Here is a 17,917-nt window from a genome sequence, read left to right on the forward strand (position 1 = left end):
CCGCCGATATCTCGGTAGGTCGAACCGCGAGGCCAGACCGAATCTGCCAGCATCAAGGCGGAGAGGGGCTAGGGATGAACGGGTACGGCTAACACACGTGAACCTCATATAAACGTCGTCATAATAGCCAAGCCAAAGATGCTGACAGGCTTGTACCAAAAGGTGTGCGGCCAGGCAGGGGCTCTTACCGATAGCCCCTCGTGGATGTGGTGCCGCCGGCGAAGTCGAGGAGCCCGACCCGTTCGGAAATCCATGCGGAACAGGGTAAGCCCGTAGCGTTGCCGATTTCGGCAGGTGAGCTGTAAAGCAAGCTGTTGATGTTGCGGGTAAAGGAATGTGGAAAAAGCGAAGGTCGCCCTGTAATGGGACGAATACAGGTTGAAAGATCACTTGGCGCGAAAGCGAGCAGACTTCCACGCGGTCTTCCATGGCGAAATAACCTGATCAATCGTTGTACGGAGGGAAGCAGATGACAGTGTTCCTACCCCATGCTCTGGCAGCGGGGAGCACTGGTGCGCCTTCGAACTTCGCATCGGCCTGGCCCCACTGCTGGAGCCAGATCGAGGCGCAAGTGAAACGACTCCAGGTACGTATCGCCAAGGCAACAAGGGAAGGCAGATGGGGCAAGGTGCAAGCCTTGCAGCGGCTGCTGACTCGGTCGTACAGCGGCAAGATGTTGGCCGTGAAACGAGTGACGGAGAATAGAGGCAAGAGAACACCGGGTGTTGACGGCAAGATATGGTCAACGCCAGAAGCCAAATCCAAGGGAGTACACGCGTTACAGCATCGGGGCTACCGTCCCCAACCGCTGAGGCGCATCTACATACCCAAAAGCAATGGCAAGCAGCGTCCGCTGGGAATTCCGACGATGCAGGATCGTGCCATGCAGGCGCTTTGGAAACTGGCTCTTGAGCCTGTTGCCGAAACGCGTGCAGACCCCAACTCATATGGATTCCGACCGCACCGGTCAACGGCCGACGCCATCGCTTATTGCTTCGACGTTCTGGCAAAACGCAGCTCAGCGCATTGGGTGCTCGAAGGGGATATTCGAGGCTGTTTCGACAACATCAGCCACGACTGGCTGCTCGCCAACGTGCCCATGGATAAAGCGATTCTGCGTAAATGGCTTCGAGCGGGGTATGTCGATCAGGGAGCCTTGCTCGCAACGGAGGCGGGAACCCCGCAAGGGGGCATCATCTCTCCGGTACTGGCGAACTGGACGTTGGATGGACTGGAAGAGGTCGTCTACGCAAGCGTGGCTGCAACAGCACGCCAGCGTCAGCCATTCAAAATACACGTCGTACGGTATGCGGATGACTTCATCGTGACCGGCGCCACGCAAGCTGTACTGCAACATCAGGTTCGCCCCGCCATCGAGGCCTTCCTGAAACAGCGTGGCTTGGAGCTCTCAGATGAAAAGACTCACATCACGCATGTCTCACAAGGCTTCGATTTTCTCGGCCAGAACGTACGCAAGTACGCCGGCAAGCTGCTCATCACTCCGGCTCGCAAGAGTGTGAAAGCGCTGTTGGATAAGGTTCGGGAGATCACGAACGGAAACAAGGCGGCGACGCAGACTAACCTGATCTTGACCCTCAACCCGGTGATCCGGGGATGGGCCATGTATCATCGTCATGTGGTCGCGGCTAAGCGCTTCGCGTGGATCGACCATCGAATTTGGCAGGTGTTATGGCGCTGGGCTGTCCGCCGGCACCCCATGAAAAGTGCCCGTTGGGTGAAACAGCGATACTTTCGTTCTGTGGGTCAACGGCACTGGGTTTTTGCTTCCAAGGAAAAAACACGCGGCATGAACCAACCGGTTTGGCTTTTTGCCGCCGCCAGTGTTCCGATTGTGCGGCATATCAAGATACGCAGCGCAGCGAACCCGTTTGATCCGGCATGGACGTTTTACCTTGAGCGCCGAAGAGCGCGTCGTCTGGTAGCCCGGTCTTATTCAGGCTGTTGGAAGGCTTGAGCCGTATGAGGGGAGACTCTCAAGTACGGTTCTCAGGGGAGGCAGGGGTGGTAACACCCCTGCCTTACCCGACTGAAGGCCCACATCGGCGCCGATGCCGAGTCCGGCCTGGTGCACAGCGTGGTAGGGACGGCAGCCAACGTTGCAGACGTTACCCAGGTCGACAAGCTGCTGCACGGTGAGGAAAACATGGTGGGTGCCGACGCGGGTTACACCGGCGTCGAGAAGCGCCCGGAACATGAAGGCCGGGAGGTGATCTGGCAGATCGCGGCCCGCCGCAGTACGTACAAGAAGCTGAGTAAGCGCAGCGCGCTGTACAAAGCCAAGCGCAAAATCGAGAAGGCCAAGGCCCAGGTGCGCGCCAAGGTCGAGCACCCGTTCCGGGTGATCAAGCGCCAGTTCGGTTATGTGAAGACACGCTTCCGTGGCCTGGCGAAGAACACGGCGCAGCTGGTGACATTGTTTGCCCTGTCGAACCTGTGGATGGCGCGCCGGCATTTGCTGACGAATGCAGGAGAGGTGCGCCTGTAATGTGGGAAATGGCCGCTGAGAGGTGTTCGCGGCGGCTAAAAACTCAGAAATGAGCGGATGACTTGATCGATTTTGGTCGAATCGCCGCTTCTAAAATTGGCAAGGGCAGAAGTCGGCCGGAAACACAGGGCTACTTCAGACCATCCCTAGCGCTGCCAGTTGAGCTCGCGTGTATTGACCAACTCGCTGAGCACTTTCACTTGGATGAGAGTCTGCCGGAATTTCAATCAAGCCGAGATCGCTGACGGTGAATTGCAGATTTTCCCCGCGTTCTTCAAGCAGATCGACGCCGCGACTTTCAAGAATGTCCCATGCGCAGTTGTCGATCAGCACCGTTGCACGCAACATACTTGCTTAGTCTCCTGCTGTCCGGCCCTAGCGAATTCCAGCCAGAAGCGCACGCTTATTTCAGGAAAACAAATTTGCCCTCCTTCTTCACCAGAAGACCTTACCTTGTCAGGCGTGATCCCACTAGTGACTGGAATAGTTGCAGTATGTCGATTTTCGTTCGGCCGCTGCTAATAACTGAAAGGAACTTGTCAAAATCGAGCCGTACAGTCGTACCATTACGTGGGTTGAACAGCACGAAATCCTTCCACTCTGTACCGCGCCCCTCAATGGCAGCCGCGTAGCTTAACAGCCAGTAGATAGCCACCTGGCGATAGTCTGAAGAAGAAAAGCGTTTTGCAGTGCTCTTCACTTCGATCAAGCAATCCCCTATCGAAAAGTCGCCTTTCCCACTAGCAATCCACTCAAACCCAGGGATGCTAGGCCGAATCAGCAACGGCAGCCCACGATAGCTGCTCATCTGCCGAAGCGAGTCCACCAGATTTCTTCCAACTAGTTCCGCTACCTCCATATCAGGAGCATCCAGCTGTTCGGGAAGCTTGGCGTCAAAGTATGCCCGTTGACGCTCTAGTGTTGCCTCAAAGCAGACGCTCCAATCAATTGGTTCATCTCTAAGTAGGTTTTCAGCCACTGAGTACGCAAGCTCGAATAGCATCGCATGCTGCAGAGTAGATGCGTCCAAGAGCTGCTTAGGCAGGGGGCGAATCGGCATCGCTTCGGCCTGCATATTGAAGTGCATGACGATGCCAGGCGTTAGTTGCGGGAATATCTCGTCGAAAATTCCGGGGATGTTTCGCGCGACCGTGCGTGGGTCAATCTGCATCCTTCATCTCCGACGCCCAATCTTGATATAGGGTGGCGAAGCGGGGCTCGGCTCCACGCGGATGTGTTTTGAGCTTAGTCGCGTCTTTCTTCTCGTCGAGTGGCACCTCTACTCCCAGTGCCCACGCCTGTGGCAGAGCGTGCTTGAAATGGCGGCGAGCTGCATCACCCTCATCGCCGAATGCGAATGTGGTCAGCCAGAACACACGCTGGCTGTCGGGTGCCAGTTGATTCCATCGATTCCGCAAATGGTTGCAGGCAACGCGGTCCTTCCAGCTTCGCCAGCACTCTATGCAAGCGCGCTGCAGTACTTCTGATCTAGTCCGCTCAAAGAGAGCCTGTATGTACTTACGTCTCTGCTGCGTTACGCTGAACCTTAGGCATCGCAGGTAGTGAAGCCGGTTCGTGTCCACCTCCAATAGATGGCCAGAGTTCACTGGTACAGCATCAAGGAGTGAATCGATACCTGCATGTATAGCAGCGAAGTTTGAGTCTGAGCGAAGATGGGCTATGCCGCGCATAATGGTAGAAAAAGAAGATCGGAACGCATGCAGGTTCGAGGGGGTGAGCAAGGTCGTAGCGATCTCTAACGCCACGTCAGGCGAGTGCAAGCGCATGGTCCGTCCAATCTGTGCAACAAGGAAATTATCTGGCAGCGCTTTCTCTAGCTCCCGGTTCAGCAGTTGGCGAACTTGCAGGGACTCCACAGTTTCTTTGAGAGATTCATAGTCAACATGGGGCTTGTCAGAGTAGGGGTCGAATTTCAGATCTATACTGCGAAGCTTTATGGTTTCATTGTCGTCGCCCCCAAGCTGTGCTTGAACATAGTCCTGATAGTGCTTGGAGGACAGAAAAACGGTCTTTGACTTATTGAGCGACAAGCCATAGTCGAGCAGCAACTGGGAAAGCTTCCCAAGTGCTCGGTAGGCATCACCAGTGTTTGCCGCTATGAGAACGTAATCATCGACATACCTGTGCCAGTTCACTCCAGCTGCACTAAGTGCGTTGTCGACGTAGTTGAGGAAAAGCTCCGCGAGAATCCTCGCCGCTTGGCCACCAACGGGCAGCCCGAATGAGCGCTTGGCAGAAAAATGTCCCAGCAATGCATTGACCTGAGCAGCCATCACTTCGGAATCGCCCTCAAGGTCGTTGATGAAGTTCTCAAGGTAGTGATGCGAGACGTGTTCGTAGAAGCTTGATATGTCTGTCTGCACGACAACTGCATCCGCCCCTGCATTAGCCGCATGCTGGACAGTTGCTTCCTTAAATGCACGCCAAGACCTGTTGGGGTCAAACAAGCTTTCTTCGCTAGTAGGCAAGAATCGGTAGGAGTGCGCGTGCTCATCGCGAAGTGGCTCAAGCGCTTCGGCAATCGCGATAGCCAGTCCGTTCAGGTATACATTCCAGAACGGATGAATCTTCGTCACCACTCTAAACCCAGCTGGACCAGATGGAGCAATGAGTCGCTCGCTATAGACTCGCATGCCTTCGATCCGGCTCTTGTTTTCCTTTGCGGGGCCACTCTTGAGCTCCGAGTAAAAACCGAAAGCGATTGAAGCGAGCCCAGCCGCTGCCCAGCCAGTGAACCTCACATCCAAGTCAAAGGGCAGAGTATCGTTATCCCCGTGCGCAGCAATTTCGCGTGCGGCACGTTCAAAGTGCCGAAGTTCTGGCGTAGCCAACTTCGCTTCCTCCTTAAAATACAGCAACGTCGTTCTAACGCCGTGCACGTAGTTTGTAATCCTTTGGCTAGCCGGCATCGTACACAGATACAGTAGCTATGGGCGAGTCGGGTGCGACGTGGAAAAGGGAGGGAGATTGATATCTCAACTTCGGTAGCTTTGGGGCGACTCTGCCTCTCGTGACTGACCGCTTCTGGCCGCTTATTGCCGTCAAAACGGTAGTTTTGGACTGATCTAATCCACACGTTTCTCCCCCTCAACCCCCCCTCGCTTTCCCGATCCCGCTCGTCGCGCCCGTCGAACGGAAACCACGGCCTCACACCTGATGGCCCAGAGTTCATAGGTGGGCCCGGCTGGTTGAGGACGCCCAACGTGCCGACGCTCGGCCATGCACGAGAACACTGGCGATCTGTGTAGGTGCGGAGGGTAACCAGCATCTCTACCGCGCGCCCTAATTGTTGTGTGTTGCGCTCCGTGCTACGCCTATTCATTGACCAGTTACAGTTGCGCGATATAAAAGTTTTCGCTCTTCCTCAAGGCGACGCTGAACACGCAGAAGCTCTATTTGTTTCTCATAGGACTTTATTTTTGCATCAATAGAGTTGGCTGGTGAGTCGTTTAGGATCTGGGCAATTGCTTCCCGTTCGGTAGCTAAGTCCTTCTCATACCTGACTTGAGCCAGGCTGTCTTCCTGAGCTCCTTTGTTGCTTTCTCTTATGGAGGCATTTCGGTCATCGACATACTTCAGGACGGTCTCAGCACTTTGGAGCGCGGCCTGACGAGCAGCCTCGGATCTGGCTTTCGAGTCAAAGGCCAGTGTTTTGGGTGTACCATTCTCATGAAACACTAGATCTATTTGATTGTCGGCAAACATCCCGTTTCTCAAAGTGAGATTTCCAACAGTTCCATATTGAGAGACTGGAACTATTTGATTGGTTAACTCATTCCGTGAATTTGAACCGCTGCACAGCCCCTCACATATAACTAGCCTGGCTTCGCCAGGGGTTCTATAAAAAATACCATTACGCCCATCTTTCCCAGACACCTCTTTACCTTTTCCGCCCACGTTGTACTCAGTCGACGAAAGATTTTCAAGCACAACTTGAACTTCCGGATATTTTCTTATGCATTTAAAACCACTGCCGTTGAGACAATCCAGCGTCTTGCTCCCAGCCACTCCGAAATTTATCAAGGCGCCGATGGAGCTTTGATCTACGCTAATTGTTTTTGATATAAGCTTATCCGCCCCTGGCTGGATGTTAGCTTTTTTTGTGAATCGCAGCGCCGAATACTCCGAATCTAGCTGCGACTGTAACGCTGGCAGGCTGCTGGCGGATTTCTGAATAGAGACCAAGCTTGCATTATTCTTAGAGATTTCTGCATCCGTGTCTTTCAGCTTATCATTGTAGTATTTTTGCTGATCAGTGTTCTTATATTTGCTATGAAACTCTATTTCAGACTTCAGCCATGCTGCATCTGATTTTTTAGCTAAAATTTCTTGTCTTAACTTTTCTACCTTACCTGCATCTGTTTTAGCTTGGTGTAGCTCGCCTTTTATGCTTTCGATTTTCGCGAGCTTCTCCTTCATGGGAGTGCAAGGATCAATTTGCTTCGCTTTATCAATTTGCTGCTGCTGTCTTTTGGAGAACCCTTCTTTATCTAAGAAGGCTTGGAAATCTTCCATATTGGACATATTTAGGTTAAATGCCCTGACCTGTTTGGCATTGAGTGCCCCGATAGTACTGCTTACCAAATTCGTTACGTGCGCCTGTGGAAGGGCTATGGCTGTTGCAACATTCGCTACTGTTTTGACACTATCCACTATAAGCGGGCCAGATAAGTCGGCAGCCTTCGCCCCGGCGCTAGTGAGTAGTCCCGTTGGTGTTGTTGCGAGCTCCATTCTTGTAAGTTTTGTTAGTGCATCTAGTGCCTCGTAGTCCAATATGTACGATGCGTCTGGATCCCCAGACTCGATTTTGTCTATCTTGACCTTCGCCGTGTATAAGATTGAGAGCGTATTGTTAGACGGATCTATGGTGCAACCAGTGGCTTCAAAATCAGCGGTAACATCAAATGATGTTTTAGGAAGGCGGTATTGATACCCAGGCTCGATGTTGATTTTGGCAGCTGAGGTTGCGTGCTTGCTGGATATATTACTTGTGCATCCTGCACTGAGTGCAGCAAGAAAAGAGAGAAAAATTGGATAGTGCAGCTTGCTCATGCTTATCAATTCCTTTTGGTAGGTAGCCATTCAATGATGAATGCGGCAACGTCGTCGACGTAAGGCTCAGCGGCACTGGAACACGGCCATTATCGATCACTAAAGACGACCATTGGCTGAAGCGCAAGAGCGTTACTCTTAAGCTGGGAGGCAATCACCGACGCAATGTCTGCCCCTGGCCGGTCAGCGACCACCGCTCTGGCTAGCCACCCTTGTTCTCCCACACGTGGAGGACTTGCCATGAACGCCATCGCTACCTGCAGCCGTCAGCCCTGGAACAAAGGAAAACTGGTCGGGCAGAAAACCCCGATCCGACTTAGAGATATTGGGCCATCCGAGTAAGGCTGCAAATTGCAGAAAGAACTCGGGATCTGGCTCTCTTCGATCTGGCCCTCGACAGCAAGCTTCGTATCGAGTCGCCCTTTGAAAACGCTACTCGGGAAAGTCAATCATATCCTCAGTTACGCGTTCTGCAGGGAGCTCAATTGACGTCACCTCCTGGAGTAACTTCTCAGCCCTAGCAACAACATCTGCATCGATGCTGACAAAACCCAATGGCACTGCGTGTCCATTTATTGCCTGAACAGGCAGATGTACCACTACCGCCACAGATAATCCGGGTATCAAGAGAACCTCTATTGACGAAGGTAACGCACTCGTATTGATCTCCAGCACCTCGGAGAAAGCGCGTTCTGGTCCTCGAGTATGGGCTTCGCGAATAAGCACCGGGAGGGGGGGAGGAGCATCCTCCCCCACCTTTGTTGCAAGGTACTCTGAGATTCCGTCGCACAATTTTGGTAGGGAACGGCTCAGGCCCCAGTGTCGGTTGGAGGGTGCCCTCCAATAGAACTTATGTGGAATGCAGTTGATTTGGCTGTTTGCACAGGTCCGATTGAGGCCATCTAGGAGGAGCCTAGTGGTTTTGACACTAATTAGAGGGCCCAGAATAGGAACCGTACGTCGATTACGTCTGAACCCCGCGCCTTTGAGCGACGCGACTTCCCGATAGAAACGTTCCGCTGATATGCCGTCCTTATCCACATAATCACGCATGAGGTCTGGAGCCAAATCGGCAAGGATTTTGTAGTGCATGTTGGCGTCAGTTGGAAGCTCCATCCGCAGTTCATCCACGAATCGGGCGACTGCAGAGGTAATTTGATGACGGCCCTCAAGTTGCTCCTCAGATCGCCAAACCAGTAGATCTGGCTCCCCCTGAGCAGGATTCGCGAGGGTGGCCTTCACTACAACAGGGACAATCGCAGAGAAACGTTCAGTCGGAACGATTTCGTCAATGGAGTACAGTGATTTGCGAGCTGTGTGCCTGGAGTGGCGTCGTGAAGTGAGGTCGTTGAAATGGTGCTTGAACGACATCGGAACTCGATCCCTAGCGGTGCTAGCAATCGACGGATCAATAGGAAGTTCAGGCAGTCGATTGTCGAAATGTTCCATCCATGCTTTCTCCTCGGGAGAGAAAGAAAGCATGTCGAAGCCGACACTCATCGTCCTTGTATCAACGTTGTAAATCTGGGGCGCCTCATCCCATGGTACGAAGAGTTGACGGCCAGCTGTTGTTAGCCATAAGCGTCCTGCGTCGCGGTTGATATATCCAAGACTTACTGCGTCGTTCAGTAAGTAGGTCATCTCTTGTGGTTCAAAGTCAAAGAACTTCGCAACGGTGGCTTCCGGCATGCCGTCTACAGTGTGGATGAGACGAAGAAGAAACTCTGTCGTTAGCGACACTTTACCGACTTCTGCGAGCTTGAACGTCACGCGGTAGCGACGGCAAGGCAGCAGGACGTCATATATCCCAATGTCAATCGACGACACGTCCTCTTGATGAGCGTCGTACGGCGGGGATGCTGGAACTCTGCTCATGAAACCTCCTTGTTGCTTGGTTTCTTAGCACGCTTATCCACTGTGGGTGTGCTAAGGGCCGCTCGTTGTTCCTGAAGCATCTGACCTGCTTCGATGAATACCCCATGGCCGTCATTAACCTCTTGCTCAAATTGATCTCGCAATGTGGACATGGGGCCGCCGGCCGCCCAGCGATCTCTCGCACCGACTATTACAAGCCGGTCCATTGCGCGGCTGGCCGCTACGTTGATGCGGTTAGGACGTGACATGAAGCCTGGACGAATTGTCGGTTTCCCATCAATTCGAATTCCATCAGCGTTGTTCCGTACGAGCGACAAAATTATGATTCGGTTCTCCTTGCCCTGGTAGCTGTCGACGGTACCAACCTTGATGGCCGAACGCATCGTGTCGCTGAGGCGAGCAAGTTGAAGCTTGTGGCGGATGGCATTGGCCTGTGCAGCATATGAGCAGATGATGCCAATTGCAGGCTCTCGTTCGGTTTTGGTTTTTAACCATTCGACGAAAGCGGTGCTTTGGTCCCAATCCATCAACATGCCAGCAATGAGCTCGCACTCCACGCGGTTTAGAAGACTTTTCGAGCTCTTTTTCTGTTCTGGTTTCTGGAATGCTTCCTCTCGCATGTCATCTGTGTACACCCATGTAAGAGGGACGTTCAGTGCCGGTGGGTATGACGTGTCTGGTACATCCGATACCAAGCGTCCAGGCTGAAGCGCCTGACCGTAGAAGGAGTTGGAGACAACCCGCCCAATCGGAGGAAGAGAGCGGTACTGAGTGAGTAGCCGTTGGCTTATCAGGTCGCCGAAGCTGGACTCGAAAACTGTTTGGAATGCGCTCTCGGTGATGTGTTCTGCTGAGTAACCGGTTTTTTCAGCTACGAGCGAAAGTACTGTTTCGTCAATACGCGGTTGCAGCTGTGCCTGATCCCCTACCAAAACACACCATCGGCCAGCCTGCATCGGTACCGAGAGTTCGCTGGCGGTGCAGCGTGCAGCTTCATCAATGACAACAAGGTCAAAAGCCGTCGACGTCAGGCCCAGCGAGGAGCGTCCCAGTCCTACACAGGTACCCGCGACGATTTGTCGAGTACCCGCGAGAAAGGTTTCGAAGCTGCGCTCGCTGGTAGAAACACTGCTCACAATATCTCTAGTGAGTAGGGCGACGGCTCGCAGCTTCGCGATGCCATCTGGCGAGCAATCGGTTTGGTCCGCAATTGCACTGTAGATGGAGTCGAGCAGATATGAGCTAGGTAGATGACTTATCGGTGGCAGGTCAACGTCGATGTCCATGCCGGTGATCATGGTCGCTAGAGTGTCTAGCTGACTCTGCAGACGATCTGGAACGCCCTCTACCTCTGTGTCCTCTGCAAGCTTGTTAAGAGCTTCAACTACCGGACGCACCGAAGTCTCTACCCATATGACCTGTGTCGCGGCATGCTCGGAAAGCCCGATAGATGCCGCAGCGGTCATCAGTCTCGATTTCAATGTGGCTTTGAAGTTGTCTTTGTAGAGCTGCTCGACTCGCAGTACGTGGTAAGGGAGGAGTTGCTCAGATACATCATCTTCCTGACCAATGCGGAGAATGCTGGGCGCATCCTCACTGCCTGGAAACAATCTGAGGACGGCTTCTGCCGCGTTGTTCACGGCTTCATGTGACTGGCTGGAGAGCAGAACGTTGCGAACATATCCGCGAGTCAGCGCGTAATGAATCAATGCCCCAATGAACTTGGTTTTTCCCGTGCCAGGTGGTCCCTGAAGAAGGCCAAGGGGGCGGACCTTGAAAATTTGCGCAAATGCCTTCGCCTGTGTGTCGTTGAGACCATAGAGTTCCATGATTTCGTCTACGTTGACATCGACGGCCACGTCCTGAAGTTCTGGCGAGCATGCTGGATCGAAGTAGTCGATCAGATTCGGCACAATTGAGCGACGACCGAGAATCCTCTTCACCGCTGCGTCGCGCCTTGTGATGTTGGCGTTCTCCATCGTGCTAGTGAAGCGAAGCCGTTGATCTTGGTCCACAAGATTGCCTACAGCTTCTAGCCAGGCTGGAGCCTCAATGTGAATGAACTCTGCACTGGATCTGGCCAGGTCCAAGATACCGATCCTGCGCCATCGGCCATCGTTCCCTAGGCGCTCCACGTTGACGCGATCGCGCTTGTCAAATTCGAAGTGCCCACGCAACAGTTCGATGGGAACGGCATGAACGCCATTCTCACGACGGAGCGAACTTGGTCCGACCGCCCGCGCTTCGTTAGCTAGGCTGGCCTCGATATCGACCATGGATTTCCACAGATCCGGGATGCTGGACCGCTGTGTGCTGCTGCTCGACTCTACAAGCTCTGTGACTGCGTCTTCGTCAGTTTCGGCGGTGGTGGCTAACGTAAGCTCAGTTGGGTCAATGTCTTCAGCTTCTTCTGTTGGCTCTTCGACAGGTATTTTTACTGCACTAGCCGGCTTCATGAGCGCTGCGAAATCTGGCTCCTCCAAGAGCAATTGAAAGTCTTTATAGGACGGAGCGACGTTGCCACGTACTGAAATACTCGCACCCAGTAGTCCTACTTGGCGTGCATATAGGCGACGGTGTTCGACTTGCGGAGCAGTCGCGTGACGCGCAAAAACGATGCGTGAGTCCTTGATCCTGAAATACAAAATGTCTGTTAGTCCCCGGACGAAGAACTCTGAGCCTATGACGCCATACCCGAAGCCATCGTCGTCCGGGAGCATCTCTCCAGTAGGGGCGCTTGGCAGTCCAATGCTGAGCTGCCGCGTCCTTTGTTGGAGAGGAGGGGAGAGTGCGCGTTGAAGTGCGTCTTGCAGAGGAAGAAGGGTTGCGTTTGCGAGTGCATCGTCGCCGCGGCATTTTTTTACTCCAGCGGCCACGTCCGCTTGAACGGTGTCAGATAACTCTAGTCCGTGAAGCAATTCTTCGACGATCTTGGTTACAGCGAACCGATCCCGTTCAATGGTTCCCCCGGTAGTCGGAGCATATGCAGTTGTCTTTAGCTCCCCATCACTGCTGCTGCAGAAGTCAATGTAATCGACAAGGCATGGAGACGGAGTCTCGCCGCAGACGAGAATGTTTTGCGGCTTAAGATCGCCATGACTGACACCCGAATCGTGAAGAGTTATTACCGTTTGGACAAGCTCCAGGGCGAACCCTAAGGCTTGCTCCATGGGGACGGCGCTTTTATCTGCAAGCAAAGGGTGTTCTGGGAGGCTGGGGGCTTCGACGAAAGGTTGTACCAGTGCGAAGGCATCGTTCAGCCAGTACGCAGATTTGATAGGGACGCATCCGGGGGGATGGGTAATGCTGTAGTGACGAGCTCGCTCCAGGAAGTCGAGAATACGTGGCTGGTCAGTAGGGCCATCAGCCCAAGCAGCGCGCTTCCACAACTTGACAAGCATGGCGCCGTCAGCAGTTTGCGAACGCCAAATGGTCACAAAGTCATTGTCTTTGATTTCGTCCAGCATGGGGAACTGCATGAAGAACTTCATCTGTGACTGGACTGTTTTAAACAACTCGAGACGTTTTAGAATCTCCGCACCACTCTCTGGCGGCTCAGTCGCGGTATTGAAGGCCTCCAGCAACTCGATGGCACTCTTGTAACGAACGCCTACGTCCCAAGTGATTGCATGTGCGAGGACGTGATGGAGATTGGAATAGACCCCCTCAGCATCAATCGAAGGGGCCCAGTCTGGCGGAGTGCCAGCAGGTAGAACACCATAAAGGATCTGATGAACCAAGCAGCCAAGGTGGAAAACATCCCGCTGCTCCCCGGTTGACTCCTGATCAAAATATTCCTCTGGAGATTTCACACTAGATAGAAACTGATATCTTGTGTCACCAAGAGAGGTTGCCTGCGGGTATCGAGCCGCCATGAGATGAGACAGCTTGACCTCGGAAGGTAGGGCTACCCAGACGCTATGCCCGGCCAGGTCGAGATGAGCCGCGTTATAGGTATGCAGGTAGCTCGCTTGAAGTAGCAGTTGTCGAGCAATATCAATTCGCTCATTTGGCCGAAGCCGAGGGAGCTCACTCCGTACAAACTCCGAGAGTCGTTTCATCCGCCTGCGCTGGTCGTAAACTTCCCAGTACTCTGGCGCCCGCTCTTGATCTTCGGCTTTCGGCTGCAGAACTGCTTTTGCGCAATCCTCATTTCTGTCGTTCAACCACCCGATAATGGCGCGTTCGCGACCGGCAATTTCGAGTCTGCCGTCTCTTGTTTGAAATCTCGTTTCGGCCTTAGAGAAGTCCCATACTCGAAGGAGCCCAGTGGCCTTGGCTGATGTGTCGTCTTCTACGGCGAACTCCTGATAGATGCGAGATGGTCCGACGTACGTTGCAGCTCCTGAGCCCGAGGCTGCATAACCGCCGTACTTACGCATTCCGGGCACAAACACACCGCTCTTTACGTTCAGGAAGAGATCTAGATGGCGTCGCCATTCTTCGGAGTACACCGGAGTAGAAACGAATTCGGGAGAAACCGGGTGGAAGCGTCCTACCCGTAGCTTGGTGTCCTTCACGATGCTGCAGAAGCTCTTTGCAGTGAAGACACTTAGCTCTTCTGTTGGTGCAATACCGCTTAGGTCCGTGCTGCTCGTCAGTACGACTACGCCAACTACCTTCGGTGTGGGAAGGCGAGGGCGCTTGGTTTGACGTGCTCGATCCTCAAGGAATCTGTCGAGCCTGATCCACACCTCCCGTGCACTTTCCAGAATTTTTTTGACTGGCGACTGACCATTTTGTGGGGCGCCATTAAGTGACCAACCACCACCGACGCTTTCATAGCGGCCGTGGCCGTCTTTCAGATCAATCAAGAAAATGCGGTCAGCAGAGAACAACACTAAGTCGATTTCCCGTGACCCTTGAGGGAGGGAAAGGTCAAGGTTGGTATGGCCGACCCAGTCTGTGGGGAGACTTTTGTTAAGGAAGTCGATGCCCGGAATTTCCCGCTGGTGGATGCCGCTTCCATGGTTGACAATTTTCATGCTTTCAAATCCTTTTCGTGCCGCGTGTACAGGTTGCAACGGTACGCCAGGGGGATATCATTTGGCCAGCAAGCTATGGGCGCCATGCCCAGTGTATTTAACGTTCTAATCTAGCTGCGACGCTTGCACTCGCCCCTAAAAGAGCTTCTCTTTTCGAATCGATTTGAAAGGTAGCCGCAGAAGTGGCGATCGGCAGTTTCTGGCCGAAAACAGACGCTAACCATCATCAGGATCAGGCATCCCCCTCTCCAACCGCGGCCCCGCCCACTCCACGAATGCTCTTACGCGCGGCGACAGCTGCAACGAATGCGGATAGACCAGTTGGATCGGCAGATCCATCGGCTCGAAATCCCTGAGTATCCGGAGCAAACGACCGTCGGCGAGCTCGTCCGCCACTTGGTAGTGCATCAATCGCGTAATGCCCAGGCCTTGCAGGCAGGCCAGGCCGGCGGCTCGGATCTGGTTGCAAACCAGCCTCGGCGCGATGGGTTCGGCGGCGTCCTTTTCCTTGTGGCGGTAATACCAGTGCCGGCCTTGCGAGGCGAGCGTGATGCAGGCGTGTTTCCGTAGCGCTTCCGGGCTGTCGATGGCAGGGGCGCTGCGCAGGTAACCGGGGCTTGCGCAGGTCACCAGCCGCGTGGCGCCGAGCTGCCGCGCCACCATGGCCGAGTCGGGAAGGTGGCCGATGCGCAGTGCGAGATCGAGACGTTCATCGAGCAATGGCAGCACCTGGTCGCTCAGGCTCAGCTCGACCCGCAGTTCGGGATGCGCCTTGAGAAAGGCATTCACGAGCGGCGCGACGTAGCGTTGGCCGAACTCGACAGGCGCGGTCACGCGAAGCAGGCCGCGGACGGCGCCGTCGCGCGCCTCCAGCCGCTGCTCCATGTCGTCGAAGTCCGCGAGTACGCGGCGACTCCAGGCCAGGTACTCTTCGCCTTCATTGGTAAGGGCCATGCGCCGCGTACTGCGGTTCAGCAATCGAACCCCCAGATGCCGCTCCAGCGCCGCCAGCGAGCGTACGAGCGACGCCACGGATTGGCCCGTCGCGTCGGCCGCCGAACTCAAGCTACCGTTTTCGACGATCCGGACGAAATTGGCCATCGCCTTGAGCCTGTCCATTGCCACCTTCGATCTGTGCGTTTAGTGCACAAGTATTGTCAGGCTCGAGCCATTGGTGAAACGGGCAGACCGGCAGACACTTCGGCTTCCAACGTCAACCGGAGCTTCTGCCATGACCGAACGACCCAGCCCTGCGCGGATTCTTTCATACGACCACATCGGCATCCGTGTCAGCGACAAGAACCGGGCGATGGCCTTCTACCAGGCGCTCGGGTTCGTGGAGAGCGCGAGCTTTCCGCGGTTCGAGGCCAACGAGATGCTCAGCGCGGATGGGGTGCGTATCAACCTGATCTTCAACGGCGCTCGCTTGCCCGATGCGCACAACGCCTTGCTGGATGCCCCGGTGAAGCTGCCGGGCATGACCCACCCGGCCTTCATTGTCGATGACCTCCAGACACTTCAGGCATGGCTGGGTGAACGGGGGATCGTCATCACCGAGGGGCCACATCCCATCGGCCCCAGAAGAGTCGCGCTGTTCATCCGCGACCCCGACGGCAACGTCCTCGAATTCAATCAACTCGTCGATGGAGATGCGCAATGAAACTGTACGATCTGGGCGCCTCCGGCAATTGCTACAAGGTGAGGCTCTTCGCCTCTCTGGCCAATATCGAACTTGAACGCGTTCCGGTGGATATTCCGGGCGGAGCACACAAGCGACCGCCGCTTTCGGAGCTGAATCCGTTGGGTCAGCTACCGGTTCTGGAGGACGGATCGCATGTCGTCCGGGACTCGCAGGCCATCCTGGTCTACCTGGCCGGCGAGTACGGCGGATTGGCGTGGTGGCCTGCTCATGCGCGAGGCCAGGCGGAAATCGTCCAATGGCTGTCGTTCGCCGCCAACGAGGTCCAGCACAGCCTCTGTGCGGCGCGGCTGGTGCAGAAGTTCGGCTACGCACTGGACAAGGAAGAGGCGCTTGCGAAGTCGCCGGCCGTTCTCTCGATCCTCGACACGCATCTGGAGCGCAATGACTGGCTTGCGATGGGCAGGCCCACCATTGCCGATTGCGCGGTCTACCCCTACGTCGCGCTGGCGCCGGAAGGCGGTGTGGATCTCGAACCGTACGGCCATATCGCACGCTGGATGAAGCGGATGGAAGAACTGCCCGGTTATCTGGCCAAGCCCTGAGCAGGGTTCGGTGACGAGCGTACGCCCGTTCACGCTATGCAAGCGGTGGGCGTCGCCCCAAGCCGGCCCGATGGCAGGGATAAACGCTATCAGTACATGTCATGCTGACACTCGTCCGGTTCGGTGTGTTGACTGCCACCACGACTCCCCTGGACAGATTCTGGCGGCGCCCTTCGCTGCTGAAAACCCTGGATCGCGATAGCTCGTTAAAGCGGGTTCAACCTGCGAGCAACCTCTATCGCCACCTGCTTGCCGATACTTCAGGAGAGATCAAACGCGCAAAAGCGGGAGCCAGGGAACGAGCCCCTGGCTCCCGCGAAAATCACCCTCGTACAAAGGCCAGTAGATCGTTATTGATCGTCTCGGCGTTGACCGTCGGCATGCCGTGCGGGAGGCCCGGATAGAGCTTCAGGGTGCTGTTCTTGAGCAGCTTCGTCGACAGAACCCCAGCGTTCTCATGAGGGACGATTTGATCGTCGTCGCCATGCATCACCAGAACAGGGATCGTGATGCTTTCGAGATCTGCGCTGAAGTCGGTCTGGGAGAAGGCGACGATGCCGTCGTAATGGGCCTTGGCGCTCCCCATCATGCCTTGTCGCCACCAATTCGAGATCACCCCTTCCGATGGCTTCGCTCCAGGGCGGTTGTAGCCATAGAACGGGCCCGCCGGAATATCGCGATAGAACTGCGCGCGGTTGGCGGCGAGCTGGGCCTGGAGATCGTCGAACACTTTTTTCGGCAAGCCGCCCGGGTTGCTTTCGGTCTTCACCATCAACGGCGGAACCGCGCTGATGATCGCCGCCTTGGGAACGGGGTCCGCGGTATGCCGCGCGATATAGCGGATGACCTCGCCACCGCCTGTGGAGTGTCCGACGTGAATGGCTTGCTGGGCGTCCAGGTGACTGACGACCGCGGCGACATCGTCGGCATAGTGATCCATGTCGTGACCGTCCCAGACCTGGCTGGAGCGCCCATGGCCACGGCGATCATGGGCGATGACCCGGAAACCCTGCGCCAGGAAGAAGAGCATCTGGGCATCCCAGTCATCGGCACTGAGCGGCCAGCCGTGGTGAAAGTGGATTATCTGGGCGTCGCGTGGACCCCAGTCCTTGTAGAAGATCTCAACCCCGTCCTGAGGGTCTGTTCCCGTTTCGTACGCGGCCGCGCCGGAGCCTGTTTTTGCGCGAGGCAAGGCACGAGGAGCGAAGTTTGGTCATTCCAAATAAGCGACGAG

At 55.0% G+C, this 17,917-nt stretch carries 11 protein-coding genes and 2 pseudogenes; 5 read left to right on the plus strand and 8 right to left on the minus strand.

The window, feature by feature from the left end:
- Positions 1-469: 469 nt before the first annotated feature.
- Positions 470-1,975 carry a group II intron reverse transcriptase/maturase gene (gene ltrA / locus IN820_RS11200; RefSeq protein WP_193681060.1) on the plus strand — a complete coding sequence of 502 codons (1,506 nt, stop codon included), beginning with the start codon at positions 470-472 and terminating at the stop codon, positions 1,973-1,975.
- Between the two features lie 72 nt (positions 1,976-2,047).
- Positions 2,048-2,506 (plus strand): annotated as a pseudogene (locus IN820_RS11205) (IS5 family transposase); the annotation flags it as partial.
- Positions 2,507-2,641: 135 nt separating this feature from the next.
- Here IN820_RS11205 and IN820_RS11210 read toward each other — a convergent pair.
- The 4 genes from IN820_RS11210 to IN820_RS11225 all read right to left on the minus strand — a co-directional run bounded on the left by IN820_RS11210 (position 2,642) and on the right by IN820_RS11225 (position 7,579).
- Positions 2,642-2,854, minus strand: a complete 213-nt coding sequence (locus IN820_RS11210; protein ID WP_193681061.1) for a hypothetical protein — start codon at positions 2,852-2,854, stop codon at positions 2,642-2,644.
- Between the two features lie 100 nt (positions 2,855-2,954).
- Positions 2,955-3,677 carry a hypothetical protein gene (locus IN820_RS11215; RefSeq protein WP_172883514.1) on the minus strand — a complete coding sequence of 241 codons (723 nt, stop codon included), beginning with the start codon at positions 3,675-3,677 and terminating at the stop codon, positions 2,955-2,957.
- The gene (locus IN820_RS11220; protein ID WP_193681062.1) at positions 3,667-5,358 is read right to left on the minus strand and encodes an RNA-directed DNA polymerase; all 1,692 of its coding nucleotides are present in this window, start codon (positions 5,356-5,358) and stop codon (positions 3,667-3,669) included. Before IN820_RS11220 ends, IN820_RS11215 begins: the two co-directional genes overlap by 11 nt.
- Before the next feature lie 487 nt (positions 5,359-5,845).
- Complete coding sequence (locus IN820_RS11225) at positions 5,846-7,579, minus strand: hypothetical protein (RefSeq protein WP_193681063.1); 1,734 nt, start codon at positions 7,577-7,579, stop codon at positions 5,846-5,848.
- A gap of 240 nt (positions 7,580-7,819) precedes the next feature.
- On the opposite strand from IN820_RS11225, the pseudogene IN820_RS11230 reads away from it, so the two are divergent.
- Positions 7,820-7,989: pseudogene (locus tag IN820_RS11230) on the plus strand (integrase); the annotation flags it as partial.
- A gap of 22 nt (positions 7,990-8,011) precedes the next feature.
- Here IN820_RS11230 and IN820_RS11235 read toward each other — a convergent pair.
- The 3 genes from IN820_RS11235 to IN820_RS11245 form a co-directional block, all read right to left on the minus strand.
- A complete protein-coding gene (locus IN820_RS11235) occupies positions 8,012-9,454 on the minus strand; it encodes a hypothetical protein (RefSeq protein ID WP_193681064.1) in 1,443 nt (480 codons plus the stop codon).
- Positions 9,451-14,439, minus strand: a complete 4,989-nt coding sequence (locus IN820_RS11240) for an AAA domain-containing protein (protein WP_193681065.1) — start codon at positions 14,437-14,439, stop codon at positions 9,451-9,453. Before IN820_RS11240 ends, IN820_RS11235 begins: the two co-directional genes overlap by 4 nt.
- A 216-nt stretch (positions 14,440-14,655) precedes the next feature.
- On the minus strand, positions 14,656-15,558 hold the full coding sequence (locus tag IN820_RS11245; protein ID WP_193681066.1) for a LysR family transcriptional regulator: 903 nt from the start codon (positions 15,556-15,558) through the stop codon (positions 14,656-14,658).
- A 112-nt stretch (positions 15,559-15,670) separates the two neighbouring features.
- Here IN820_RS11245 and IN820_RS11250 point away from each other — a divergent pair, with 112 nt between their 5' ends.
- Together IN820_RS11250 and IN820_RS11255 are read left to right on the plus strand one after the other, a co-directional pair.
- Positions 15,671-16,099 (plus strand): VOC family protein, encoded by a 429-nt coding sequence (locus tag IN820_RS11250; RefSeq protein ID WP_193681067.1) that lies wholly within the window; start codon positions 15,671-15,673, stop codon positions 16,097-16,099.
- Entirely contained in the window at positions 16,096-16,683 is a 588-nt protein-coding gene (locus tag IN820_RS11255) for a glutathione S-transferase family protein (RefSeq protein WP_193681068.1), read from the plus strand. Before IN820_RS11250 ends, IN820_RS11255 begins: the two co-directional genes overlap by 4 nt.
- 322 nt (positions 16,684-17,005) lie before the next feature.
- On the opposite strand, the gene IN820_RS11260 is transcribed toward IN820_RS11255, so the two are convergent.
- A complete protein-coding gene (locus IN820_RS11260; protein WP_193681069.1) occupies positions 17,006-17,875 on the minus strand; it encodes an alpha/beta fold hydrolase in 870 nt (289 codons plus the stop codon).
- Between the last annotated feature and the right edge of the window lie 42 nt (positions 17,876-17,917).

Source organism: Pseudomonas lopnurensis, assembly GCF_015070855.1.
Classification (GTDB): domain Bacteria; phylum Pseudomonadota; class Gammaproteobacteria; order Pseudomonadales; family Pseudomonadaceae; genus Stutzerimonas; species Stutzerimonas lopnurensis.

Bases quoted from the DNA above. Each gene is read 5' to 3' on its own strand.
- IN820_RS11240 (WP_193681065.1), bottom strand. From the start codon at position 14,439: ATGAAAATTGTCAACCATGGAAGCGGCATCCACCAGCGGGAAATTCCG.
- IN820_RS11245 (WP_193681066.1), bottom strand. From the start codon at position 15,558: ATGGACAGGCTCAAGGCGATGGCCAATTTCGTCCGGATCGTCGAAAAC.
- IN820_RS11235 (WP_193681064.1), bottom strand. From the start codon at position 9,454: ATGAGCAGAGTTCCAGCATCCCCGCCGTACGACGCTCATCAAGAGGAC.
- ltrA (WP_193681060.1), top strand. From the start codon at position 470: ATGACAGTGTTCCTACCCCATGCTCTGGCAGCGGGGAGCACTGGTGCG.
- IN820_RS11250 (WP_193681067.1), top strand. From the start codon at position 15,671: ATGACCGAACGACCCAGCCCTGCGCGGATTCTTTCATACGACCACATC.
- IN820_RS11215 (WP_172883514.1), bottom strand. From the start codon at position 3,677: ATGCAGATTGACCCACGCACGGTCGCGCGAAACATCCCCGGAATTTTC.
- IN820_RS11255 (WP_193681068.1), top strand. From the start codon at position 16,096: ATGAAACTGTACGATCTGGGCGCCTCCGGCAATTGCTACAAGGTGAGG.
- IN820_RS11225 (WP_193681063.1), bottom strand. From the start codon at position 7,579: ATGAGCAAGCTGCACTATCCAATTTTTCTCTCTTTTCTTGCTGCACTC.
- IN820_RS11210 (WP_193681061.1), bottom strand. From the start codon at position 2,854: ATGTTGCGTGCAACGGTGCTGATCGACAACTGCGCATGGGACATTCTT.